Below are 25298 nucleotides of genomic sequence, written 5' to 3'. Positions count from 1 at the left end.
CAGCTCATGCATCGACGTATTTGCACAGCGAGGACCACAATTTGTACAATTACGCCAAGGAGGTGTTCATAACGATGATTCAATGGACCCACAGCGAGGAGCGGCTCAATCGGTATGCCGGGCATCTGCCGGGCGAGCGTCTTTCCTTTCTCGTACATTATTGGGGAAGCGTCCGGAATTTGGCTACCAATGCGATGCATAAGCATTCCTTCCTGGAGATTTGTTACGTTGACAATGGCGAAGGCATCTATACTGAAGCCGGCGTCGATTTTCCCTTGCGACAAGGCACAGCCTTTTGTTCAAGGCCAGATATTTACCATCGGATCCAAAATGTCGATCAACTGGATTTGTTATTCGTTGCTTTTGAAGTCAGAAACCATCCGGCTGAGGATCACGCCATGAACTACTTGCGTGTCCTGGAAGGAGGGCCGGTATGGATTGAGGATGCCCGCGAAGCGCCGTCAATCCATCTGTGGAAATCGCTGCTCATCCATGAACAGCCAGGCCAATCACTGCCGGTTACGCTCTTGCCGCCCCTCGCGCATGCGCTGCTTGAGTCTTTTTCCGTCATGTTCGGCAAAAAGGACACGCTCCCGAAAGGGCCGGAAATCTCCACCGGTTTCTCCCACTCCGCCCAGCTTGTTCAGCGGGCAAAGCTCTACATCAGGGATAACTTGGGCCGTCAGCAGCTGTCTTTAAGCGAGGTTGCACGATTTTTGAATATATCCCCTCGCCAGCTGTCGCGATTGTTCGCAACCTGCATCCATGAGTCATTTTCCAGCTTCGTCCGAACGGAGCGAATTCGAGCCGCTGAGCTTATGCTGACGATTTCTGATGAACCGATTAAGCTGATTGCCGAGCGTACCGGCTTTTCGTCCGTCCATTACTTCACGAGATTGTTTACCATGACGAAGGGCGTACCACCGGCAGCATACCGCGCTAAATTTAAAGCAGTCTTGGCAGCACGTACCGAATAACAGCTCATCGATTCGGCTTGATCGTTCTGCTGTTAACCCTCTGTATATCCGGTGGTGAACCATTGATTACGGTATGGGGCCGGCTCAGATATGGTTTCTCCCAGCTGCTCGGCTGCCGTCCGTGGCCAGAACGGGTCTTTCAGCAGGGCACGGCCAACCGCGATGAGATCGGCCTGACCTTTGCGGAGGATCTCTTCAGCCTGCTTCCCGCAGGTAATCAACCCGACTGCAGCGGTCGGCATTCCAATCTGACGGCGAATCGCTTCCGCATAGGCAACCTGATAGCCTGGATATACCTCCGGTTTTTGATCGGTTACGCCCCCGCTGCTCGCGTCGATGAGGTCGACCCCTTGCGCTTTCATCCGCTCGGCAAAGTCAAGGTGATCCTCGATATGGTTCCCATGAGGATGGTATTCTTCCGCAGAGATTCTCACGAATAGAGGACCGTTCCAAACCTGCCGCACCTTCTCAAGGGTCCTCCCGAGGAAGCGGTACCGATTCTCCCTTGAACCTCCATACATATCCTCTCTCTGATTGGTCAAAGGGGACAAAAAGTCATTGATGAGGTAACCGTGAGCGCCGTGAAGTTCTATGACGTCAACGCCTGCTCGCCTAGCACGGACAGCCGCGTTCCTGAAGGCCTCGATGACCCTTTCGATCTCCGCAATCGTCATCGGCTTCGTCCTTTTCCCCCGATACGCTGCCCCTGACGAAGAGAAGCCGGTGCCTTGCTCCTTCTTCCTGCCGGCATGACCCAGCTGCATGCCAACAGCCGTCCCTTGCCGGTGCAGCATGCTCACAAGCTCTCGAAGCCGCTGCTCCTGCCCATCATCCCATAATCCCAATCCGCCCGGATCTGCCCCCGTCCTCTCAACGGCCGTTACCTCAATCATGATTAATCCCGCTTGGCCGATCGCCCTCGCGCCGTAATGCAAATACTGCCATTCGGTTAGCTTCCCTTCTTGGTCTGCTGCTAACGTGCCCATCGGCGACATCATGATTCTGTTTTTTAACCGTACGCCGCGGATGGTAATCGGACTGAATAACATGGACATAACTGCTCTCCTCTCCGTTTTTTATGCTTTGCATCTCATGGCTTAATCCTATATGATGAAGGCGCAAGCGAGAATGGAAAGTTAAAGGTTTTTCATTATTTTCACCGCAATTTTCAAGGAAGTTTCGGGATTTACGCTTTATTTTCTAAGGAGGTGCGCATGTGGATCGAACGGATGTCCAAATCCTCGAATTGCTGCAAAATCATGCACGGCTTTCCATGACGGAGCTAGGCAAGCTCATCGGGCTGTCTCAGCCGGCCGTAACCGAGAGGGTCCGCAAGCTGGAAGAGCAGGACGTCATTATCGGATATCGGGCCGTCGTGTCGACTGAGAAGCTGAACAAGCACTGTATGGCGTATTTACTGTTCCATACGAAGCATTGCGAGAATTTCATTGCTTTCTGCGAGCAATCGAACGAGGTTGTCGAATGCCATCGTATCAGCGGTCAACATAATTATCTTATAAAAGTGGTCTGCGACTCGATGCGGGCACTCGAAGCGTTCATTAACCAAACAGGACAATTCGGCGATTCCACGACATTGATCGTCATGTCGTCCCCGATTGAGAACAGGGTGCTGCTGCCCTCACAGGTTGAAGAGTAGCCGGATTTCGGCAAGCGCCGAATCGGTTAAATCAGAACCACCCGTCAAACGGGTGGTTTGCTCTTGGGGTATAACCCCTTGTTGCCAAACTGCGCCTAAAGACGCTAGCCTGACAATAAAATTGCTCAGGCTCAGTGTAATTTGTCACTTTCACTTACCAGTTAAACTGGTTTACTTCTTCTTGTTACTGTTTTTGCTGAATGGGTCTTCATACTCTTTCACACTCAGTTTATCAATTGCTTGGTCATGTGCTTCTTGCTCACGGATATATTTTGCCACGGTGGCTTCATTCAAGCCCACTGTGCTGACGTAGTATCCCTCCGCCCAGAATTTTCGATTACCATATTTATACTTCAAGCTAGCATGCTTCTCGAATATCATGAGTGAGCTTTTCCCCTTCAGGTATCCCATAAATGATGATACTGAGATTTTTGGGGGAATTGCTACCAACATATGTACATGATCGGGCATCATGTGACCTTCGATTATCTCCACTCCCTTGTATTTACATAATCGTTTGAATATTTCGATTAAGTCTTTCCTCACTTGATTATAAATCTCTTTCCGTCTATACTTCGGGGTGAACACAATGTGGTACTTGCACATCCACTTCGTGTGAGCTAAACTATAGCTCTTGTTTGCCATCTAAGACCATTCCTTTCATTATTGAGCCTGAACATCTCAATTTTATCGGAATGGTCTTGTTGGTCAAACCTCGATCTCTCCACCCGCATAGCGGGTGGTTTTTTGTTTCGCACGCTTCGCGAGCTCAACTGGCTAAAGCCGCAACAAAAAAAAGGTCTCCATCCTCTGATAGGACGAAGACCTTTTTCAATTGGCATCGTTTATCGGCTTCAAGCCGGTTCTACCATATCGTTAAGTTGATGCTGCATTTCAATCCCCACGCCTTGTGGAACTTCCTACTTCACATCCTTGCTGCTCCGGCTTGAACAGAGTACCCACTCCGACTTCAGCACCGCGTAATAGTATTCGTCCCACCAGGTACCGTCTTCCCTTGGGATGCACTGAATAAAATGCCCTTCCCGGCGCATGCCGATCTTCTCCATCACCCTGTAAGAAGCGATGTTATCCGGCTGACAAGTAGCCACCACCCGGTGCAACCCAAGGTTGGTGAAAGCGTAATTCAACGTGGAAGCAGCGGCTTCCGTTGCGTATCCTTTACGCTGATATCCGGGATGGAATACCCAGCCGATCTCGTACGTGTGCTCGCCGAACCACGGGTGAAATACGATATGACCGATCAGTGCTTGTCCCTCTCGAAGCGTAACCGCATAATTTTTGGCGTTCTTGCCCTGATGGAGCAGCACGAACTGCCTGGCTTTCTCTTCAGTAAATACGCCCTCTGGGATATATTTCATCACAACCGGATCTGCGGTGTATGCCAATACTTGATCCCAATCATCTTCAACGAATTCCCGTATGATCAATCTTTCTGTCACGATATGCATCTTAAAGCGCTCCTTATTAAAGTTATTTAATGATCTAATAACTTCAATAGAGTCGCAAATGCGTTTCGTCGAATAAAGCGATGTGCTTGAATAACTACGAATCAACCCCTTTTGTTCACCCTGCCATTGTTGGCATAACCATCATATTCGACATGAATATGATCATTCCCTTCGTACGCTTTCGCATGCTCATCTAATTTAAGGTAGAATATGTACAAAAGAGTCCTTTGGAGGACTTCTGCTTTGCCTTTTTTAGTACGTTACCCTATTTAGAATCGTCTTGATTTTGTCAAAATGCATGCCTTCATGGTAGAGACAGAAGCTTAGAAATTCTTCCACGGTCGTAAGCTTCAAGCCTTTGGAGGTCGTATACGGGGATTTCACGGTTTCTTGCAAACGATGGGCGTATCGCTCCTCGATCCGTCGAACCTGACCTTCAAGATGCTGGATGATCTCCTCCATCGACGGCCAAGCTGCCTCAATTTCTCTTGGCTTGGTCCCCGAGCGGAACAGCTTTTGGTAGGCCTCCGGCAGCTCCGCCGGTTCACCGTTCACAACGAAAGCAAACGATTCCAGCGTGTAATAAATATGCCCGGCATTCCACTTTATATGGTTGTTGATGCCCTCCGGGATCATCTCGGCTTCCGCGTCGGAAACCTGCCGGATGACATTCAATGTCTGATTCCGTACGAAATCTAAATGCTCAAATATAAAATCTCTCATGTTTGGCACCCCTTCTAAAGGAAAAAATAGTGTGTAGCGTAATTTCGCTTATTTCGATACTGGCGTCGTTTCCCTTCTAACGCTCGAAAAGTCGTATTTTGATGTTGTTATGAATGATCGATATTCTCTCTCCTCCATACTCGTAGTCGGCGCCCCGGTTATCCCGAGTGTATCGTATGGCATGAAAAAAGAATAATATGGATTTCAAGCGGATTCATAAAAAAAATGGATGAATCATAATTATTCGCATCTCATCCTTCGATGGTCTGGTCTGCCGTCCTTATATCGGATTGGATAAAGGAAATGAACGAGCGAATGACGGGCGATTCGGTCCCGTGCTTGCGCGTGCACACCCGAATTGGATGCGGCAGCTTCACACCTTTGACATGAATCCGCTTAAGCTGACCGGAAGCAAGCTCTTTCTTCACGAACAGCGAAGGCAGAAGCGCGATGCCGAAGCCTGATTGAACGGCCTCTGCCGTTTCTTTCAGGCCTTCGATCAGAATCGCACAACGGGGCTGGTCGTATCCGGTGGATCGAAATAACGTGAGCAGCTGGTCACGCGTGTAGCTCCCCTCCTCTCTCATGACAAAAGGCTCCTTCACCAGCTCATCGAGCGTAACCTCCCTCCCGGCAAGCCGGTGGCTGTCCGGGACGGCAAATATCAACTCATCCTCGAGGATGGTGAAATAATCCACGGCTTCATCCTCAATCGGCCAATTGCCGCAAACGATCGAAATATGTACTTGCTCATCCAGCAAGCGCTGCAATGCAGAGCGGGCTTGGCCCTTAAGAAGCTGGATCGCCACTTCAGGATGCTCAAGCTTATAGCCGGTTATCCAGCGATGCAGCAGCGTACGTTCAGGAAGTTCCGTCGCGCAAATTTTCAAGCTTCCTAGAAGGCCTGTTTTCATCGCAGCCATGACGCCCTCGATTTCAGCTTCCATTGCGAATAACCGCTGCGAATGCTGAGCCAGAAGCTCCCCTGCTTCGGTAAGACCGATATTCCTTCCCCTGGCCTCAACGAGCTTCAAACCGAGTTCGCGCTCAAGGTTTCGAATTTGCGCGGTGACGGCCGGCTGGCTTAAGAGCAGGTTCTGTGCTGAACGCGTGATGCTTCCTGTTTTGGATACGTCGTTAAATATTCGAAGAGCATGAAGGTTCATACGAATCCCCCCTTTATAATCCATTAACAGCTCCATAATCAATTAGATATCTTATATCCTACAGCAAGCCGATTTGTAAACCGGAAGTTTTTCAATTGGCATGAGGCCGTCCTAATCACATAAACAAAAAGATGAGGAATTTCGTTTTCCGTTTTTTTAGCGGACTGCAACCTTTGCATTTATTTGCCGTCTATGACTATGAATCCAGCACATTTTACCAAGAAAATCGTGCCTGGTTACTTCCTATCGCGTTAGGACAATCTACATAATAATGGAGGAGACCCGTAATGAACAAAATTTACAAAGTACTAGCTACGACAACACTTCTTGCGATGGCAGCCATGCCGGTTGTTAATGCGCAAGCAGTGTCTCCCGCCCCGATAACTTCCGGTCAAGGAAACTTACAGCAGCAAGTGAAGGTTGTGCCCGGAACGATGGGTTATATCACCGATTATGTAAATGACAGCAATGAAAAATGGATTACCGTAACCGGACGCGGGCTCGGGCCTACCGATCAGAGCGAGATCCGTTTGTCGGTGAACCAAGATACGAAGATCATCGATGCCAAAGGCAATAAAGTACAGCTGCAGTCGATCGTCGACAAGAACAAAGCAATCAAAGCATTTTACAGCCCGAATATCACCAAGAGCCTGCCCGCACAAGGTCAAGCATTGACCATCATCGCGCTGGACAGAGACTTCGCCGCGATTGACGGTACAATCTCTGAAATCAGCAAGGCCGGTATTCTTGTGGAAGGACGCAACCTCTACACATCCGATGAGGAGACCATATTGCTCCATCTGGATCCGAAAGCTAAAATCATTGACCAGAACGGAAATACGCTGGAGGAAAGCGAGCTTAAAGCCGGCATGCAGGTGAAGTCTTTCTATGGCCCGGCCGTTGCCATGAGTCTTCCTCCGCAATCGACAACCAACTATATCCTGGTTAACACCGAAGCTGCAGAACTGCCTGATCTTGACCAGCCTGCGGGAACGACCGGTATCATAACCGACACGACAGATGGCAAAATCACCGTCATTGGTCAGGCTCTTGAGACCGGCGGCGTCAACTACGTCATCTTAACGGTGGATGAAAAGACAGAGATTGTAGACAAGAACGGGGCTGCGCTCAGCCGTGACGTTTTGAAGGAAGGCGTGCGCATTGAGGCATTGTACTCCCAGGTGATGACGCTGATTTATCCTGCCCGGACCCATGCCGACAAGATCGTTGTATCCGATACGAAAGCTCCGAAGATTGAAGGAACCATCGCCGAGTCGGAGCGCAACTCAAAGGAACAGCTCTATATCAATGTGGGATCGGATTCCTCCACCGACAATGACGTGATCCTGAACATTTCGAAGGATACACAGATTATTGCGGGACTTGACCCGGATGCAGAGCTTGCACCTGGTACCAAAATTACGGCTTATCATTCGCCGGTAATGACGAAATCGCTGCCGCCAATTACGGCTGCCGAAGTGATTATCGTTCATCAGAATCAAGAGTAATAGGCCCCATACGTCAAATATGACGAAAGTGGATGGTAGAGTTGCAGTTAATGCAGCGATTTTATCCGCCTTGTTCGCCTGGAAGCGCGTCATAACGGATTCGAATTCGGAGATGCCTTTGCTGGATCAACGCATGCAACTTCGCCGTCCAAAACTATGTCATGTGGAAACAGAGCATTAATTGAGCCGTTTATTTCGGGATATTGACGCGTACAATCGTTGTTATTTCGAGTGTATAGGCGAACGGTACCGTTCTGCTGCGAGTAGATCAAGCGGTGACCATCGATTTTAGGTTCGAATATATAGTGCAAGTCCGAGAACGGGGTTTTTGCTGTTGCGAGTAACATCGGTTCAATAAACATAAAAACGCCTCCTTATCGAATTATAGCGTTTTGCTAAACGATAAGGAGGTGGTAAATTTTAGAGATTAAACTTTTTACTTTTTTTCGTATATTAGATCACCATTAGCTGAAAAGGCCTCGAGTTTACTGTCCGCAGAGTAGGGTTCTTCTAATATGAGGTACCAGAAAGTTAGACCATCACTTAAGGTAATTTTATTTGTTACTTCTCCATTTACCTTAATCTGTTCTATATCTCCTTGATTAATTGATCCATAAACAATCCTAAACGGTACTGTTTCTGAATAGTCCCAAACGTAAGAAATTGGAATATCTTTATCAACTAAAGAGGCACTTCCACTACTATTAACCAATTTCCATTTCCCTGAGTTATATTCAATATAGCTCTCATTAAGACTGTCATCATGAGTGTAAAAAACAACAATTCCATTATCTACTACTTCGTAATGCAATATTTTGTCAAAGCTAATACTTGCTTTCTCTAGTACACTTTTTAACTGATTCTCTAGAGCAGGGCTATCTGGTGCTTTTGTGCAACCAGAAAGGATCGAGATTAACAGACACACCAGTAAAGTGAATTTAAGTTGAATTTTCATTTGATGTCAATCTCCTTGATGAAAAGGCGCATATATAGACGCCCGATTCCTTTTAATATGCTCTGCCTGTGCTAGTACGAGGGTAACGATTATTAACCGATTTATATGTGACAGTAAGTTGAGTATCTTTTAAACCTGTTCCTGAGATTGTTGCAGAAGCATCAAGTTTATGAGTTTTCCAGTTGTGTTCGAAGTCGAGAAAAACTTTGTTTGTAGAAGCTGAGCCTATTTTAGTAAAGTATAGCGTTGCTCTACCATGATCCGTATCATAACTTCTAATTAATATCGACTTGTCTGCAGCACTTCCACAAGACCAAGGAATACTAGATGAGTAAGCATTAGTATCATCAATTGTCCAGATAACTCCATTCGCAGTTTCTTTTTGCTTAGTTACTTTAGAATTGGCAATAGGAACTCCATTGTTATCGTAGCCAGATTGACTCTCTTTATATGATATCCTATTTGCCGCAGTAACGCTACCACAATAACGCGCTTCAACTTTAGTAGTAGTTGCGTATGATTTCACTATGCCAATCTGATTATTGCTTCTAATGGCTAAAACATCGTAAGTATCAGCATAATTATCCCATCCAGTGAGGTCCGTGAAGTTAAACTCTCCTGAAAATTGATATTGTTTTGTACTGGAGTTATACAAGATAGTTTCGTCCGTCATTGCCAACTGAGAAGGAGTTGAGAGCGGAGTAACAACATTTTCAGTTTCCGATACTTCGCTCCATCCATTCTCTAAAAGAAACTTTTTGTTCTCCTCTTTAGCTGCTTCCCGATACTTATCATAAATTGCCTTTTCATCTATGACTGCATTGTCTATATTCAAACTAATGCTTTTTCTCGTTTTTTCTTTCTCAATCTCTTCTTCTGCTTTTTTATAAGCATTCTCGTAAATTTGGTCTGTTATTTTTTGCGTTTCCTCAGCTTGTTGAATCTGCTCTTGTGTCGGGAGTTGCTCATTTCCTGCATCTGCAAAAGATATTGCACTTCCGCCGATAGAGAAAGCTAAAAGTACAGATGTCAAAGTGACTGCTATTTTCTTCATTTGAAACCTCCAGTTGTTAGTATGTACATCAATTTACAATTTTTGAGACAAACATACAATAGGAGTATTTAACTGTTTATTCCAATATAAAACCAAAAAATGGGACTTTCGTATCTAATTTGGATGTTTTGGAACTTCTCTATCTTTCACACGCTACTCAATAACCATCGCTATCATAGCGCCTCCATTTTGTAACGAAAATTTTAATTGATTCTCTTCTTAAACATTCAATTATTTCAATGAAAATATAATGCAAACTCTATAAGTTCATTAACGGGCTGGTTGTCTTTGCCAACTCAAGTATCTGCTCATCTTGAATTGACTGTAGATAACGATTAGTGATAACAGTCGACTCATGTCCTAATAATCTACTAAGACTGTAAACATCCAATCCTAATCTTAATTGTTTTTGAGCATAGTAATGTCTAAGTGTATGGGGACTGCAACGAATATGTTCTCGAACCTTAGCCTCCGCTCCAGCTTTTTTGACTATTACCTCAATTGCAACAACTGTAAGAGTTTTACCATTTTGAGATAAGAAAAAATTCGAATCAGTCATAATTTTATCTTTAAAATATGCCTCTTTTACTCTCTCGTATTTGATAATGTACTTTTTCAAAAGAGGTGAAATGTATAAATGTCTTTCCTTATTCCCTTTTCCATGTATCTTTATAACACTATCTCTTACATCAAGAGAACTAAGAGTACATAATTCCAAATTTCTGATTCCTAAGTCCACAAAGAACATCAGAATTAGCTTATTACGTAAACTTAAATAGTAATCCCCTTTAAAAACGTTAAGCATTCTCTTCACTTCTTCATCATTGAAAGTCTGAATCAGAACCTTTGGTTCCTTCATCCACTTCAAACCAAGAACAGGATTTCTTTTTTCAGCAATATATCCTTCTTCAACATTGAAACGGAAAAACGAACGAATGTTTTTTTGTATCCCATTGATGTAGGTTTCAGATAAACCTTTGTCTTTTAAGTTCCTAAGATAGGCTTTGATATGGGAAGTATTAACTTCTTCCACTTCCGTCACGTCATATTCATTAATTAAAAAATTTAAGAAGGCTCTGTTATTATTTCTGTATCCTTTTATAGTTCTGATACTATAATTCTTGATCTCCAAATCAAATAGAAACTCTTTGTAAACATCCTCTAATAACATAAAAAACTCACTCCTTGTATAGTCATACAAAAAGTGAGTTAAAATAGCGAGCACTTCTGGAAAAACGTACATCATCATAAATTTCATCAATCAACAAAATGTATACCATCGCTGATTGAGAAAAACGGTGAAATTCGGATATTTACCCATGTTTGAATCAGCAGTAAGAGCATCTAAACACTGAGTTTAAAGGATTCTTGTATCCTATTCCTCAAATTCCACGTTGTGATATACCTGCTGGACGTCTTCGAGGTCTTCCAACGCATCGATCAGCTTCTCGAACTGGGCTAAGCCATCTTCCGGCAAGGTGACGAAGTTTTGCGCCAGCATCGTCAGCTCGGCGACCGTAAACTCGGTTACCCCTGCATTCTTGAACGCTTCCTGAACCGCATGGAATTGATCCGGCTCTGCATAAACGATAACCGCCTGATCCTCTTCGATAATGTCACGGACATCCAGGTCCGCCTCGAGTAGAAGATCCATAACCTCCTCGGAAGTTTTGCCTTCTACGCCGAATACGGCTGTTTCATCGAACATATACGTAACCGATCCGCTGACACCCATATTGCCGCCGTTTTTATTGAACGCTGCGCGTACAGCGGAAGCTGTACGATTCACATTGTTCGTCAGCGCATCGACAATGATCATGGAGCCATTCGGCCCGAAGCCTTCGTAACGAAGCTCCTCATAGTTCTCATCGCCGCTGCCTTTGGCTTTCTCCAGCGCACGGTCAATGATGGCTTTCGGCACGTTATATGTTTTGGCACGCTCCAGAACGACCTTCAGTGCACGGTTGGATTCCGGATCCGGCTCACCCTTCTTCGCGGCGACATAAATTTCAACGCCGAACTTCGCATACACGCGACTTGTATTCGCATCCTTGGATGCTTTTTTCTCTTTAATATTATTCCATTTACGGCCCATACTTTTCCGCTCTCTTTCATCATTGAATCTGTAGCCGGTATTCAACAAATACCCTCGTCCATTATATCTCTATTAGAGAAGATGAACAAGTTAAGAGCGAAGATTAGGGGATGTGGAAGGATAAGCAGTCCTTCGGTCATCCCCTAGCCGCGTCCGATACCAAACTGGTCAATAGGGCGTAAAGTAACTCGGATATGGATGTTGAAAGTAACGTTAACGATACAAGTCCCTTTTGGGGACTTGCTGCGCCTTTGGAGCTCCGGTTCGCTCGTACTAGTCCCTTTTTGCAGCTAGAATAGAAAGTAGACACCCCTTAGTGATAAAACGATAATGAAACAAAGGAGACGAGAAGGTGTCCAAAAAATGAGTGGCCATAGACAACATTATAACGAGACATTTAAACGTGAAACCGTAAAGTATGTGCAAGAACAATCGAAGACGGTGGAGCAGATCGCCGATGAATTGAGTATTCGTGCACGAGTCTGTCAACCATGGTGAAACCTTACGTCAGCGGGGCAACCGGCAAGCTCTTCTCTTGTCTCCACTCCCACCATCCAATAAGGAAACGACCGTTTCTCCTAAGCGGGAAACGGTCGCTTCTTATTTTTATGGCTCGGTGGTTCTTCGGTCGTTCCTTTTTAAAACTTCAAATTACTTTCCGAACGCTTTTAATGTTAGTGCCAGGCTGTATTCCCGGTTCGCGTACAGGATATGCTCCGGATGAGGCTTTGCTCCCCAGCTGTCGTCACCGCCGACGCCCATTTGCTTCACCATGAGCCGGATAACGGTTTTGTCGGAAGCCGGCAGCTTATAGGCATGATCGCTCGCCTCGATTTCGGACGGCGTATACGGCAACGCATTAAATTCAAACCTGGTGTTACCTTCGAACAAGAAACCCGTTCCGACTTTGTTCTCCACCGATGCCCATCGAACTTCCGTCTTGTTTCCGCATTCCTGCGGCCGCAAATATGGAACCCATTGATCTTTGACGAGCCCTTCATATTTACCGATCTTCACTCCGCTGTTCCGGTCGGAATAATTCTCAAACGGGCCCTTTCCGTACCACTTGATTAGATCGAACGAGCCTTCCATTGCAAACAGCAAACCGACTTCCGGGATTTCCGGCAAGCCCTCGCCGGGTGTGAGCCGCATCCGCACATCCATCGTTCCATCGCCTTGAATGCTGTATTCCAGGGTACAGCTGGACTCCGGTACGGTCGGCAATGCATAGCGAACCCTGACATCTGCCAAAGCCGGAGCTGCACGATAGGAGAACTCGAGCAGCCTCCGCTCCATGCTGGCTGCGCGCCATATTCCGCTGCGCTCCTCCAGATTGTTCCCGCGGTCATTATCCACCATGGCCCGCCAGAAGTTCGGACGGAGCGGCACAGCGATAAGCTCTACGCCTGCGGCTGCGTAAGAAACCAGTTCCCCCGTGATTTTATCAAAAACAACCGCAAACTCCTCCCCTTTTACGGTAACCTGATCCTGTTTCACGTCCAGCTGTACCGGCTTCCCGGCAGGAATCGGGTTCACTCGAGTCTTCTGAACGGCCGGAAGCACAAACTGTCCGAAGGCAACCTCATACCCTCGTTCAGCCCATGTCGTGCCTTCTTTCAACTGAAATCCGAAGGTTGCGATAAATTCATCACCGGCCGATCCAGCTTCCGTATGCTTCAGGATGTCCGTGACGTCAACCTGGATGACGTCGCCCGGCGCGCAAGGAATTACGCGTTCGCCTTCCGCGACTGGATCGCCGTTACGCATGAGATTCCATACAAAATCAAATTCCGAAAGATCCGTAAACAGATACTTGTTCGTTATGCTCAAGCGGCCTTCTGAGAGCTTGCTTCCGTCAAATCGGACGCTTTGATAGCATTTTTTCACTTCAGCGATCTTCGGCGACACGGTTCGATCCGCAAAGATGAGGCCATTGCCGCAGAAGGTGCCGTCATGCGGCGATTCGCCGAAATCTCCGCCATAAGCCAAGTACTCCTCGCCGTCTTGGTTGCGGGTAAGAATGGATTGATCGATCCAATCCCAGATAAACCCTCCCTGAAGCACCGGATACCGGTCGAACAGCTCCCAGTAGGCGCTTAACCCGCCGCAGGAGTTGCCCATAGCATGGCTGTACTCGCACAGGATGAACGGTTTGGGCGGGTTGTTTCGGGCATAGCTCTCGATATAATCGAGCTTCGTATACATATGGCTTTCGATATCAGATGCCGCATCCGACCGGCGATCGTGGAACACGCCCTCGTAGTGCACGATGCGGGACGGGTCATTATCTTTGAAGTAACGGTACATATGAAGGAAATTGTCTCCGCCGAACGATTCGTTGCCTAGCGACCAGATCACGATCGACGGATGATTTTTATCCCGTTCATACATCGACTTGGAGCGGTCCAGCACGTTGCCTAGCCATTCCGGCTTGCTTCCGGGGACCGTATCCTCTTCCTCTTTCTGTCCGTAGCGCCAAGTTCCGTGGGTTTCAAGATTCACCTCGTCAATGACGTATAAGCCGTACTCATCGCAAAGATCGTACCATTTCGGATGGTTCGGATAATGGGAGGTCCGGACCGCATTGATGTTATGTTCTTTCATCAGCTTGATATCCGTCAGCATCTCTTCGACGCCGATCGCGCGGCCCTTCTGCGGAGAAAATTCATGGCGGTTGACGCCCTTGAATTCCACCGTCTGTCCGTTAATCTTCATCAGCCCGTCTTGAATCTCAAACCGGCGAAAGCCTACTTTGCAGCTTACGTATTGAACGGGCTCGTTTCGTTCATTTTTCAAACAAACGACCAACGTATACAAATTCGGATATTCCGCGCTCCATAGCTTTGGAGAATCGACCTGGCCAGGCAAAGTGATCGTCTGCGCCTTGTCGGTGCCGAGCGTGAAGCCTTCCGATACGGCATTGCTCCACACCGGCTGCCGATGCTCGTCAAACAGCTGCATTTCCAGCGCCAATTCCCCTTGATGCTGTTCGCTATAATTGTTGATTCGCACGGCAACGTTCAGAGAAGCATTCTTATAATCGTCATCCAGCTCAGGGAGCGCTTTAAAATCGTAAATATGGGCATCCGACGCCGTGTAAAGGTACACATCCCTGAATATGCCGCTCATTCTCCAGAAATCCTGATCCTCCAGCCAGCTGGCATCACTCCAGCGATATACCTCGACGGCGAGCTTATTCTCGCCCTGCACCAGGTAAGGGGTAAGATCAAATTCAGCTGGCGTAAAGGAATCCTCGCTGTATCCAACCATCTCTCCGTTCAGCCAAACATAAAATGCCGATTCAACGCCTTGAAAGCTGATAAAAACAGGTTGGCCGCTCCAGTCGTCCGGAACTGCGAACGTTTTTATATAGGAACCGACGGGATTGTATTTCGTCGGCGCGTAAGGCGGTTTCAAATTCTCCTGCTCGACCCAGGGATAACGGACGTTCGTATATTGTGGGTAATCATAGCCTTGAAGCTGCCAATGCCCGGGGACGGTAATCTCTTTCCAGTTCGACGCATCATAATCTCGTTTGTAGAAATCCTTGATCCGCTTCTCCGGATTTTCCGCCCAAGCGAATTGCCATGAGCCGTTTAAACTCAAATAGTTTCGGGAATCCTCGAACCTACCTTCGATAGCTTCCTCCAAAGTGTCATATGTAATGAGCGTGGCATGGGCATCCATACGGTTCAATTGATAAATTTCAGGGTTATTATTCCATTCGGGATAACCGTTCGCTGGCGGGCTGTAGATCCACTTCGTCTTTCCCAAATTCCGTTCACTCCATTTCTGTTATAATTATATTCACATTATAGAGTGATGAATTTTCTTTTTTCCATTAAACGATATTCAGCATGATTTAAATATTTGAAACCGAGGTGCAGACTTCTATGGATATTATCCATTTCTGCCATCTGAGTGAATCGGACAGACGTCTTCCCGTGTATCTTACGTCAGCGGGACAATGGAACCACCAGGAGCCCGTTCATAGGCCTGACGGCTTCGCATCCTACCAGTGGCTCATGATCTTGTCGGGTGAAGGAGCTCTCTATACAGACGACAGCGTTTATTCCGCCAAAGCGGGGCAGGCGATCTGCCTGTTCCCGGATGTTCCGCACCGCTATCACGCACTCCAGGAGCCATGGAAACTGATGTTCATTTCCCTGGAGGGCAGTCTATGCGGGCCGCTTCTCGCCCAAGCCGGAATTACGAAGTCGGGCGTGTATACGATGCTGGACCCGGATAAGATGCAGGCGGTTTTTTCAAGCATCATTGAGAGTGCCGGCTCAAACGACAGCCATGCCGGCGTGGAATGCTCCAAGCTGCTTTACGCTCTGCTCCTGGATATCCCCATGCAAATCCAGGCCAAGCAGCATACCCGGCATCAGCATTTCGAGCGGCTGCAGCCTGTCATTCGATACATTAAGGAATATTGTCAGCATCCGCTAACGCTCGATCTCTTGGCGGAACAGGCTGGCGTCACCCCGCAATATTTGTGCTTGCTGTTCAAAAAAGCTTTCAATTTAAGACCGATGGAATACGTGAATCGGGAGCGCATTCAATTAAGCAAAGAGCTTATGGTCTTGGAGCCGCAGCTTAAAATCCAAGAGATTGCCGGCATGGCCGGATTTGAGCACACCAGCTATTTTTGCACGGTTTTCAAACGATTAGAGGGGGTTTCCCCTGAAACATTCAAGAAATCTCAAAGCTATTAGATTTCTGGATCCCGTGTTACTTGCTCGTTGCTGCGAACGCGTCAAGCTGATCCTGCAGCTCGGCCATAAACGTTCTGAAGCCGGCTTGATCCAGCTGCTGTACGGCATTCGCCAAATCCGATTCGATAGGTTATACATGATGAAGCCTGGGTCTGGTATCAGTTCCGGCAGTGACTGGCTTAAGACATGAAAAAGCCGCGATCATCGCGGCTTCCATTCGTAAAAGTCTCAGCTTGGCTTATAAAGTTAATACCACTTTTCCTCGTCCGTGGCCGGTCTCTACCAGGCGATGCGCCTCCTGCGCCAATGCTAGCGGATAGGTTTGGCGGAGATGGATCCGAACGGCCCCTTCCTCATACAGATCGGTCAGCTCTTGGAGCCTGGCTGCGCTTCGCGTGCCTTCCAGCGCAGGTACGCCAAGCTCGTCGGCGGTCTCGCTCGCTACCATCGTCCGTATCCGTTTCTTGTCCGGAACAAGCTCTACCGAAGCCCTAAGCGCCTCGGCTCCTGCGGCATCAAGTGCAGCATCAACGCCCTGGGGTGCAATCGCGCGTACCCGTTCCACAAGTCCTTCCCCGTAATGGACGGGGATGACGCCGAGTGAACGCAAATAGTCATGGTTTGCTTCGCTAGCCGTACCGATGACGACCTTGGCCCCCCAGCGCTTAGCCAGCTGGCAGGCCCATGTGCCGAATCCCCCTGCCGCGCCATGGATGATCACGGTATCGCCATGCCCGATGCCGATCGCCTTCAGTGCCATATGCGCTCCTTGGCCGTTGCCGGATAGACCTCCTGCAATATCCCACGGCATATACGGCGGCTTCGTTACGATTTGGTCTGCACTGACTACGATATACTCCGCATAGCTGTTGAATAGGGAGAAGCCGAGTACCTCCATACCGGCCTCAAACCCATTCACCCCCTCGCCCACTTGATCAATGATGCCGGCAAATTCATTCCCCGGAATAATGGGAAACGGCTTATTGCGGACATAGGATATCGTTCCTTCCCGTACACGGCAATCAAAGGGCATCACGTCGGCAGCTTTCACCCGAACTCGCACGGTGCCGGGACCTGCGGATGGGTTCTCCATTTCCATCAGGGTTAAGACTTCCGGAGGACCGAAAGTGGATACAGCCATGGCTTTCATATACAACCTCTCCTTTATACGAAATCAATTTTGACAGATATAACTTCCTTCGCCCTTTCCGCACCTGGACTTTCACCCTGTTGAGGAAGCATCCTGAAGCTTCTTCGACCGCCGCATGAACGCTGCAGCATAGATCATGACGACCGCCATCATCAGCATGGCCAGCAGCAAATAAATGTTGCTGAAGGTATTGGCTTCAGCGCCTTTCTCTCCAATCAAAGGGTTCCAGGCTGAACCGATCCCTTGGTCCACCATTCTTCCGTACAGGCTGGCAAAAACAGCTCCTGAAATAAAATTCAGCATCGACATCAACCCCAGGCCAACACCGCTTTGATCCTTCGGAAGGGCCAGCGATATGGTTTTGGTAAGCGAAATCGCCATAAACGCCTGGCCTACAGTGCCAAAGATTAGGAATAAGGCGATGAGAATCTGCGCACCCATTGAAAAAGAAGACATCATCAAGAAGCAGATCATGTATAGCGTCGAGGCTAAGAAGAAAAGAAAGCTGTTGCCCTTGCGATCCGCCGCGCGCCCTCCCGACTTGCTTAAGAGCGCTGCGAGGACAGCAGCGGGTACCAGCACCCAACCGGCCTTGCCGTCTCCCATCCCATGCAATTCGGACAGCAGGGTCGGTGTCAGAAATGCCAGCGAGTAGCCGATGCCGGTTGTCATAAAGACAATACCCAGGCCCAGCGCATAACGCCTATTCGAAAAAAGCCGGGGACTGATAAAAGGTTCTTCGGCTCTCGTTATTCTCAGGAGCAGAGCCGACATAAGCAAAACGAAGCCAATGAATGTCCATGGTGCCACCGACGTTACGAACAGCAGCAGCATGGCAATCGTCCCGGCAAGCAATCCTCCTCCAAGCCAATCCATCCTTACCTTGCGGCCTTGCTGATCATCCTGTAAATATTTGTAGTAAAGCGGCAATAACAGCAGGGTCAGCACAGGCAGCAGGAACAATAGCCGCCAATGCACAACGCTCGACAGCAGGGCTGCCAACGCCGGGCCTGCGGCGCTGCCGACAGCGCCGCCCGTCATCGTAATCCCCAGGGCTCTCCCCCTCGTGGATGACGGAACATAACGAACAGGGATTATTCCTGATACAGCAGGGATTACAGCCGCGCCTGCGGCTTGCAGCATCCGTCCGGCAATGACCATGCCATAGGATACCGACAGCATCCCGACAAGCGAGCCCGCCGCAAAGGTAATGAATCCAAACGTAATCAGGGATTTTAACCGACAAGCATCTGCGAGTTTGCCGTACACTACGCTGCCTACCGCAAACACCAGCAAATACGTAGTGCTCACCCAACTGACCTCTGACATGCTTAGCTTGAATTCATGCCGAATCTCTGGAAGCACAATGTTGAACATCGTTGCATTCATAACCGTGACGGCAAGGGTGAGGGCCACTAAGACCATGAGGCGGTCCGTGGGTGACTTAATTGACCGTTTCTCCATGCATAACACTCCTGACTTAAATGGAATCCCCGATAAATAGAGGAATGACCTTCTGTTTCACTTGTATTTTATATGGCTTCTGGAATAAACTGAAATATATATCCTAACATGTTGATCATATACTTCAGTATATAGGGGGATGAAGATGGAGCTGCTCCAGCTGCGTTATTTTCAGACAGTAGCCAAAATGGAACATATGACGAGGGCCTCACAGGAGCTGCACATCGCTCAGCCTGCTCTTAGCAAGACGATTGCAAGGCTGGAAGCCGATGTCGGCGTCCCTCTTTTTGATCGATACGGCGGACGAATTCGGTTAAATGCATTTGTTAATTATATTTGGACAAGGTGGATCGCGCGCTGCGGCTGCTTGAGGAAGGTCAGAAGGAAGTAATGGAGCTGGCCGGTCTCGAGCATGGAAGCATCCACTTGGCAACCTCTACGCTCGACCTGCTGTCCGATCCGCTCAGCCGATTTATTGGACGATATCCCGACGTGAACTTCAAGATCTCCCAGGTCAGTCCGGATGAAATGATCCAACTGGTGGAAGACGGGCGGGCCGATATGTGCTTTACTGCAATAGCCCTGGAGCAGCCCTTTTTGTCCCAGGTTACCGTGCTGAGCGAAGACATCTATTTAGCGGTACCGGCGGGGCACCGGCTGGCGGGTCAAACGAGTGTCCGGTTGTCCGAGCTGGGCGGAGAATCGTTTATTGGATATAAAGAAGATTTTATTTTTCAAAAGATGTATGACGAGTACTTTCGTGAAGCGGGAATCCGTCCAAAGTATGTATGCATGGTGGATGAGCCGCCGGCGGTTGCCAGCCTGGTTCGAGCGGGGATCGGGGTTGCATTGTACGGATGCAAAAGCGCTCAGGACGGTAAGCTTACGCTGATTCCGATCACGGAACCGAAATGCAGGCGCGATTACCGGCTGGTCTGGCATAGCAAACAATATCTGTCTCTGGCTGCCCGCACATTTCGCGAGTTCTTGATGGATTATTTCAAGGATTCCGATGGAAGCACATCCCTATAAACAAGCACAAAACAAAGAGCCACCCCTATCATCAAGGGAGTGGCTCTTATTTCGTCTATCTGTACGTTTAGGCGTGAAGCTGCAGGCCGTCCAGTACCTCCTGCACATAGCCTGCACGAACGATAATATCGCCGAAGTATACGCCTATTCCTCTGCAGCATCATAAACACGGAAAAATAAACGCTTGTAATTTTATAGACATTTTATTATTATGTCTATGTATTAAACATCGTTCTGCGCATTCGTTTGTTTGATTACGTTATTTAGCTTGATTCATTCGATAGCCTAGAAAGGAGCCCTATTTCCGTGTCTAACAATCCCTACGTCCGCGTCATTTTGCTGTCGCGGGTGTTTCTCAACCTGGGCATTTGGGTCCGTAACTTTGCGATTTTGCTGTACGTTACGGATTTGACCCAAAATGACCCGCTGTACGTCTCGCTGATATCCGTTGCGGAATATGCGCCGATCTTCATCTTTGCGATCATCGGAGGAACGTATGCCGACCGCTGGCAGCCCAAACGAACGATGCTCGGGGCTGATATGCTGTCCGCCCTTTCCGTATTTCTCGTATTGGCCGCCGTTCACCTCGGATCATGGCAGGCTTTGCTCGGACTAACCTTTTTCTCAGCGGTCGTCTCCCAATTCTCGCAGCCTTCCACGATGAAGCTGTTTAAACGTCATGTGCCGGAGGAGCAGCTTCAATCGTTGATGGCGATATTTCAATCGTTGGTGGCTTTCTTTATGGTCATCGGCCCGATCGCCGGAGCTTTCGTCTACCAGCGGTACGGCATCGAAATATCGCTGGTCGTTACGGGCGTGTTATTCAGCGGATCCGCACTGTTCCTATCCCGTCTGCCAAGAGACGAGAAGAATGCCCGGCCATCTCATAAGCCTGATTTTAAACGAGAGTTGACGGAAGGGTTTCAGTATGTCTGGAAACGGCCCGCCTTGCGCTCTCTTGGCGCTACGTTTACCGTCGCCGGGCTAGCGGCAGGCCTGATCCAGCCCTTATTGCTGTTCGTCACGATCGAGAATCTGGGGAAGGACAAAGCGTTTCTTCAATGGCTGCTGACGGCGAACGGTGCGGCTATGCTCGTTGGCGGTGGATTCGTCATGTGGTTGGCGAAGAAGGTTTCCCCTCAAACTCTACTGGCCGCTGGACTTGCCGTCAGCGCCATCGGAACAATCGGGATCGGCTTTTCTACCCATATCCCGCTAACGCTGCTGCTTCAAGTCGTGAACGGTTTTTTCTACCCTTGCATCCACATCGGCATCAATACGCTGATCCTGAAAAATACCGACAGCTCCTTTATCGGCCGGGTAGGCGGCATTCTCACCCCGATGTTCATGGGCATGATGGTCATCGGCATGTCGCTAGGCGGCATGTTGAAAGGCGTCTCCTCCTTGGTTACCGTCTACTCGATCAGCTCCATCCTGTTCCTTGTTGGCGTCCTCTTCCTCCTTCCGTTATTGAAACGAAGCGCGGTTTCCAAAGGAAGCGTTTGATCCCTATCCGAAATAATTCAAGAGCCTCACCCTGGACAGAAGGGTGAGGCTCTTGGTATTTTTCGCGAACCGATTATGCGTGGAACTGCCGGCCGTCCAGTACCTCCTGCACATAGCCTGCCCGAATGACAAAATCACCGAAATGCTCGCCGTCGTGCCGGTCTTGGGCATAGTGGGCGATGATCGGACGAAGGGTATCCAAAATTTCCGCTTCTCCGATGTTCTCCTTGTACAGCTTGTTCAGTCGATGACCGGAAAAGCCTCCACCCAGGTACATATTGTATTTGCCCGGCGCTTTGCCGATAAATGCAATCTCCGCAAGCATCGGCCGTGCGCAGCCGTTCGGGCAACCGGTCATCCGAATGACGATATCCTCTTCGCTCAGTCCGTGCTCCGCAAGCATCGGTTCGATTTTATCCAGCAGCGAAGGCAGGTAGCGTTCGGACTCCGCCATTGCCAGACCGCAGGTCGGCAGCGCCACGCAGGCCATGGAATTGCGGCGAAGCGCAGAGCCGTGTTTGCCGTCCGTCAATCCATAGGTTTGGATGAGTTCCTCGATCTTTTTCTTCTTATGGCTGCTGACATTGGCAATGATCAGATTCTGGTTCGCCGTGAGGCGGAAATCGCCGTTATGAATATTCGCAATTTCCCGCAGGCCCGTCATCAGCAAATAATCCGGTTCGTCCTTCACCCGGCCGTTCTGGATAAAGAGGGTATAGTGCCATCGTCCATTGCTGCCTTTTACCCAGCCATAGCGGTCACCGTTATGGTCAAAATGGAACGGACGCGCCTCCTCCAGCTCCCAGCCCAGCCGGCTGCTCAGCTCGCCTACGAACCAGCCGATTCCGCGGTCATCGATCGTATACTTGAATCTGGCATGCTTTCGCACGGCCCGATCGCCGTAATCACGTTGAATCGTAACCGTCTTCTCCGCAACATCGATGACCTGCTCCGGCTTACAGAAGCCGATCAGCTTCCCTACCTGCGGATAAGTGAGCGGATCCCCGTGCGTCATCCCCATGCCGCCGCCTACCGTTACATTGAAGCCCTGGAGCTTCCCGTCTTCCACAATCGCGATCAAGCCAAGATCCTGCGAGAACACGTCGACGTCGTTGGAAGGCGGAACCGCAATGCCAATCTTGAATTTACGCGGCAAGTAGACTTTGCCATAGATCGGCTCCTGCTCTTCATCCTCACGGCTGTCGACAACCTTTTCTCCATCGAGCCAAATTTCGTGATATGCCCGTGTGCGGGGATCCAGATGATTGCTGATCTTGCGTGCCCATTCGTAGACCTCCGAATGAACCTCGGATTGGTACGGATTCGGATTGAGCATGACGTTTCGGTTCACGTCACCGCATGCGGCCAGCGTGCTCAGCATCGCTGCGTTCACTTCCTGGATCGTGCTTTTCATATTCCACTTAAGCACGCCGTGAAGCTGGAACGATTGACGGGTAGTCAACCGGATCGTCCCGTTGGCATACTTCTGTGCGACCCGGTCCATCATCAGCCATTGCTCCGGTGTCACCACGCCTCCGGCGGCTCTAACGCGAAGCATGAATTGATAGGCAGGCTCGAGCTTTTGCTTATGCCGTTCATTCCGCAAATCCCGGTCATCCTGCATGTAGCTGCCGTGGAACTTCATGAGCCGGTTATCATCCTCCGGGATGGAGCCCGTGATGCGGTCTTGAAGCGTCTCGACCAGACTGCCTCGCAGATAGTTGCTTCGGCGCTTAATATCTTCTACATCGCTATGCGGTGCACTATTCGGTGATAACAAATGATTGTCAGACATGTCCCTGCTCTCCTCTCGCGATCACGGGATATCGTTTCCAAAATTAATAGACATCCCGCTGATAACGTTTCTGTTGCTGCATAAGGGTAAGGTATTCCGATGCCTCTTCCGGACTAAGGCCGCCTTCCTGCTCCAGTATGGTGCCCAGCGCTGCATGCACGTCATGAGCCATCTTCTTCTCATCACCGCATACATAAACGCAGGCTCCCTCTTGCAGCCACTGGTATAACTCTTTGCTGTTCTCCAGCATGCGGTGCTGTACATAAACCTTCTGCTCGGTATCACGGGAAAAGGCTACATCCATCCGCGTCAGTACCCCTTCCTTCAGCCAGCGCTGCCATTCGATCTGGTACAGGAAGTCCGTGGCGAAATGCTGATCCCCGTAGAACAACCATGATTTCCCGGAGGCGCCTATCTCCTCGCGTTCCCCGAGGAATGCCCGGAACGGAGCAACGCCCGTACCCGGTCCGATCATAATAATCGGCGTGTCCGGATTCGCCGGCAGCTTGAAGTTCGGGTTGTGCTGAATGTACACCGGCAGCGAATCGCCGGCTTCTAGCCGCTCGGCCAATTGAACGGAGCAAACGCCGTAACGGTTCCGGCCATGTGACTCATAACGGACCGTTCGTACCGTAATGTGAACCTCGTCCGGATATGCCTTCGGACTGCTTGCAATCGAGTACAGGCGTGCTGGAATTTTACGCAGCACCCCTACCAAATCACGGGCTGGCACTTCCCGCAATCCGTAATCCTGAACCAAATCCAGCAGGTCGCGCTCTTGAATGTAATTGCGCAGCTCCTGTTCGTGGCCTGGCTCGAGCAGGCCCTTCAGCCCTTCATGGCCCGTCAGCTTCGCCACTTGTTCAATCAAAGGCTTTGTCAGCACGGTGATCTCATAATGACGCAGCAGCGCATCGCGAAGCTTGCGCACCTCGCCGTTCTTGTTGATCACAACCTCTTCGTCCGCATTCCATCCCATCGCCGTAATCAGCTCATCTACCAGCAGCGGATGATTTTCCGGGTAAATCCCGAGGCTGTCCCCCGGTTCATACTGGAGATTGGAACCTTCAAGGGATATTTCGATATGGCGGGTCTCCCGCTCTGAACCACGGCCGTTCAAGTTCAAGTTTTCCAGCACTTCGGCTTGAAACGGATTGCTTCTCGAATATTCCGATTCCGTACTCTCGCTCAGAGCTACCGCAGCAGCTTCACCCGAAGCAGCCGAAAGCCCGCCGGACTGATTCAAGGATCGAAGAACTTGAGTCATCCACTCGGATGCCGGCTCATCAAAATCTACGTCGCAATCCACTCTCGGCGCCAGCCGTTGTCCTCCCAATTCTTCGAGCCGCTTGTCGAAATCCTTTCCGGTCTGACAGAAAAACTCATACGAGGTATCTCCCAGCGCCAGCACGGAATACTGTAAACCGTCCAATTGCGGAGCCCGCTTGCTGTGGAGGAATTCGTAGAAAGGGATCGCGTTATCCGGCGGTTCTCCCTCACCGTGCGTGCTCACGAGAATGAGGAGATGCTGCAGCTTTTTCAGCGTGTTCGGTTTGAAGTCGCTCATGGATGACAGCGTGACCTTCATCCCTGTTTCCTCGAGCTTCTTGGTGAGCTTCTTCGCCAAACCATGGCAGTTGCCGGTCTGAGAGCCGAATAATACGGTGATTTCCTTCGGTGCAGCCGCCGCGGGAGCTGCGCTGACCGAAACCGTCGCTTGCGTAGCAGCAGCAGGGATAGCCAAGGCAGCTGCCGTACTTTGGAGAGCTGTAATATAGCCGCTGAGCCAGGTTCTCTGTGCTTCCGTCAATGTCGGCAGCAAACGGTTCAACAGATCAACCTGCTCCTGGTTGAAAGGGCTGTTCGTTACTTGAAGTTCCAACAATATCCACCTCGCAAAAGCATCCGATTTTAATTCCTAGTAATACGATACAATTAATTTTATTACTCCTCTGAACCTATCATAGCTAGGGGAAACGGTCAATTCGAATGTTCTTATAACAGTTATCAGATCTGCTGATAAATCGAT

General features: G+C 49.2%; 21 protein-coding genes and 1 pseudogene. 6 read left to right on the top strand and 16 right to left on the bottom strand.

Annotated elements, in window-relative coordinates; translation table 11 throughout:
* The first annotated feature begins 74 nt into the window (after positions 1-74).
* On the top strand, positions 75-977 hold the full coding sequence (locus MKX76_RS06090; protein ID WP_007130119.1) for an AraC family transcriptional regulator: 903 nt from the start codon (positions 75-77) through the stop codon (positions 975-977).
* Positions 978-1009: 32 nt separating this feature from the next.
* Here the strand turns inward: MKX76_RS06090 and namA are convergent, their stop codons facing one another.
* The gene (namA, locus tag MKX76_RS06085; RefSeq protein ID WP_007130120.1) at positions 1010-2032 is read right to left on the bottom strand and encodes an NADPH dehydrogenase NamA; all 1023 of its coding nucleotides are present in this window, start codon (positions 2030-2032) and stop codon (positions 1010-1012) included.
* 161 nt (positions 2033-2193) lie between these two features.
* On the opposite strand from namA, the gene MKX76_RS06080 reads away from it, so the two are divergent.
* Positions 2194-2634, top strand: a complete 441-nt coding sequence (locus MKX76_RS06080) for an Lrp/AsnC family transcriptional regulator (RefSeq protein WP_007130121.1) — start codon at positions 2194-2196, stop codon at positions 2632-2634.
* A 171-nt stretch (positions 2635-2805) separates the two neighbouring features.
* Here MKX76_RS06080 and tnpA read toward each other — a convergent pair whose 3' ends face one another.
* The 4 genes from tnpA to MKX76_RS06060 form a co-directional block, all read right to left on the bottom strand.
* The gene (gene tnpA / locus MKX76_RS06075) at positions 2806-3279 is read right to left on the bottom strand and encodes an IS200/IS605 family transposase (protein ID WP_007127619.1); all 474 of its coding nucleotides are present in this window, start codon (positions 3277-3279) and stop codon (positions 2806-2808) included.
* A 275-nt stretch (positions 3280-3554) separates the two neighbouring features.
* Positions 3555-4103, bottom strand: coding sequence for a GNAT family N-acetyltransferase (locus MKX76_RS06070; protein WP_007130122.1), 549 nt, complete (start codon positions 4101-4103; stop codon positions 3555-3557).
* Positions 4104-4355: 252 nt separating this feature from the next.
* On the bottom strand, positions 4356-4826 hold the full coding sequence (locus MKX76_RS06065) for a DinB family protein (protein ID WP_007130123.1): 471 nt from the start codon (positions 4824-4826) through the stop codon (positions 4356-4358).
* Between the two features lie 251 nt (positions 4827-5077).
* A complete protein-coding gene (locus MKX76_RS06060) occupies positions 5078-5992 on the bottom strand; it encodes a LysR family transcriptional regulator (RefSeq protein ID WP_040738675.1) in 915 nt (304 codons plus the stop codon).
* Positions 5993-6279: 287 nt separating this feature from the next.
* On the opposite strand from MKX76_RS06060, the gene MKX76_RS06055 reads away from it, so the two are divergent.
* Positions 6280-7500 carry a hypothetical protein gene (locus tag MKX76_RS06055; protein WP_007130125.1) on the top strand — a complete coding sequence of 407 codons (1221 nt, stop codon included), beginning with the start codon at positions 6280-6282 and terminating at the stop codon, positions 7498-7500.
* Between the two features lie 89 nt (positions 7501-7589).
* On the opposite strand, the gene MKX76_RS06050 is transcribed toward MKX76_RS06055, so the two are convergent.
* The 6 genes from MKX76_RS06050 to MKX76_RS06025 all read right to left on the bottom strand — a co-directional run bounded on the left by MKX76_RS06050 (position 7590) and on the right by MKX76_RS06025 (position 15378).
* Positions 7590-7862: an ATP-dependent DNA ligase gene (locus tag MKX76_RS06050; RefSeq protein WP_007130126.1), complete on the bottom strand. Its 273-nt coding sequence runs from the start codon at positions 7860-7862 to the stop codon at positions 7590-7592.
* Between the two features lie 74 nt (positions 7863-7936).
* Positions 7937-8455, bottom strand: a complete 519-nt coding sequence (locus tag MKX76_RS06045; RefSeq protein ID WP_210095190.1) for a hypothetical protein — start codon at positions 8453-8455, stop codon at positions 7937-7939.
* Between the two features lie 52 nt (positions 8456-8507).
* Entirely contained in the window at positions 8508-9509 is a 1002-nt protein-coding gene (locus tag MKX76_RS06040) for a hypothetical protein (RefSeq protein ID WP_007130128.1), read from the bottom strand.
* A 259-nt stretch (positions 9510-9768) separates the two neighbouring features.
* Positions 9769-10680, bottom strand: a complete 912-nt coding sequence (locus tag MKX76_RS06035; protein ID WP_007130129.1) for a tyrosine-type recombinase/integrase — start codon at positions 10678-10680, stop codon at positions 9769-9771.
* Positions 10681-10884: 204 nt separating this feature from the next.
* The gene (locus MKX76_RS06030) at positions 10885-11604 is read right to left on the bottom strand and encodes a YebC/PmpR family DNA-binding transcriptional regulator (protein WP_040738722.1); all 720 of its coding nucleotides are present in this window, start codon (positions 11602-11604) and stop codon (positions 10885-10887) included.
* A 651-nt stretch (positions 11605-12255) separates the two neighbouring features.
* Positions 12256-15378: a glycoside hydrolase family 2 TIM barrel-domain containing protein gene (locus MKX76_RS06025; protein ID WP_007130132.1), complete on the bottom strand. Its 3123-nt coding sequence runs from the start codon at positions 15376-15378 to the stop codon at positions 12256-12258.
* 119 nt (positions 15379-15497) lie between these two features.
* Here MKX76_RS06025 and MKX76_RS06020 point away from each other — a divergent pair, with 119 nt between their 5' ends.
* A complete protein-coding gene (locus MKX76_RS06020) occupies positions 15498-16322 on the top strand; it encodes an AraC family transcriptional regulator (protein WP_341033226.1) in 825 nt (274 codons plus the stop codon).
* A 16-nt stretch (positions 16323-16338) separates the two neighbouring features.
* On the opposite strand, the gene MKX76_RS06015 is transcribed toward MKX76_RS06020, so the two are convergent.
* From MKX76_RS06015 to MKX76_RS06005, 3 genes are all read right to left on the bottom strand, one after another.
* Complete coding sequence (locus MKX76_RS06015; protein ID WP_341033225.1) at positions 16339-16437, bottom strand: hypothetical protein; 99 nt, start codon at positions 16435-16437, stop codon at positions 16339-16341.
* A gap of 123 nt (positions 16438-16560) precedes the next feature.
* On the bottom strand, positions 16561-17472 hold the full coding sequence (locus tag MKX76_RS06010) for an NADP-dependent oxidoreductase (protein WP_341033224.1): 912 nt from the start codon (positions 17470-17472) through the stop codon (positions 16561-16563).
* Positions 17473-17544: 72 nt separating this feature from the next.
* Positions 17545-18936, bottom strand: a complete 1392-nt coding sequence (locus MKX76_RS06005; protein WP_341033223.1) for an MFS transporter — start codon at positions 18934-18936, stop codon at positions 17545-17547.
* Between the two features lie 145 nt (positions 18937-19081).
* On the opposite strand from MKX76_RS06005, the pseudogene MKX76_RS06000 reads away from it, so the two are divergent.
* Positions 19082-19968 (top strand): annotated as a pseudogene (locus MKX76_RS06000) (LysR family transcriptional regulator).
* A 306-nt stretch (positions 19969-20274) separates the two neighbouring features.
* Positions 20275-21474: an MFS transporter gene (locus MKX76_RS05995; RefSeq protein ID WP_251534542.1), complete on the top strand. Its 1200-nt coding sequence runs from the start codon at positions 20275-20277 to the stop codon at positions 21472-21474.
* Positions 21475-21547: 73 nt separating this feature from the next.
* On the opposite strand, the gene cysI is transcribed toward MKX76_RS05995, so the two are convergent.
* Both cysI and MKX76_RS05985 read right to left on the bottom strand, forming a co-directional pair.
* Positions 21548-23269, bottom strand: coding sequence for an assimilatory sulfite reductase (NADPH) hemoprotein subunit (cysI, locus tag MKX76_RS05990; protein WP_144865963.1), 1722 nt, complete (start codon positions 23267-23269; stop codon positions 21548-21550).
* A gap of 43 nt (positions 23270-23312) precedes the next feature.
* Positions 23313-25151: an assimilatory sulfite reductase (NADPH) flavoprotein subunit gene (locus MKX76_RS05985; RefSeq protein ID WP_341033222.1), complete on the bottom strand. Its 1839-nt coding sequence runs from the start codon at positions 25149-25151 to the stop codon at positions 23313-23315.
* Positions 25152-25298 lie beyond the last annotated feature (147 nt).

This window comes from Paenibacillus sp. FSL R5-0810 (assembly GCF_038002285.1).
Taxonomy (GTDB): Bacteria; Bacillota; Bacilli; order Paenibacillales; family Paenibacillaceae; genus Paenibacillus_AQ; species Paenibacillus_AQ lactis.
The sequence above is the reverse complement of the archived record's forward strand: the minus strand, read 5'-3'. Positions and strand labels throughout refer to the sequence as shown.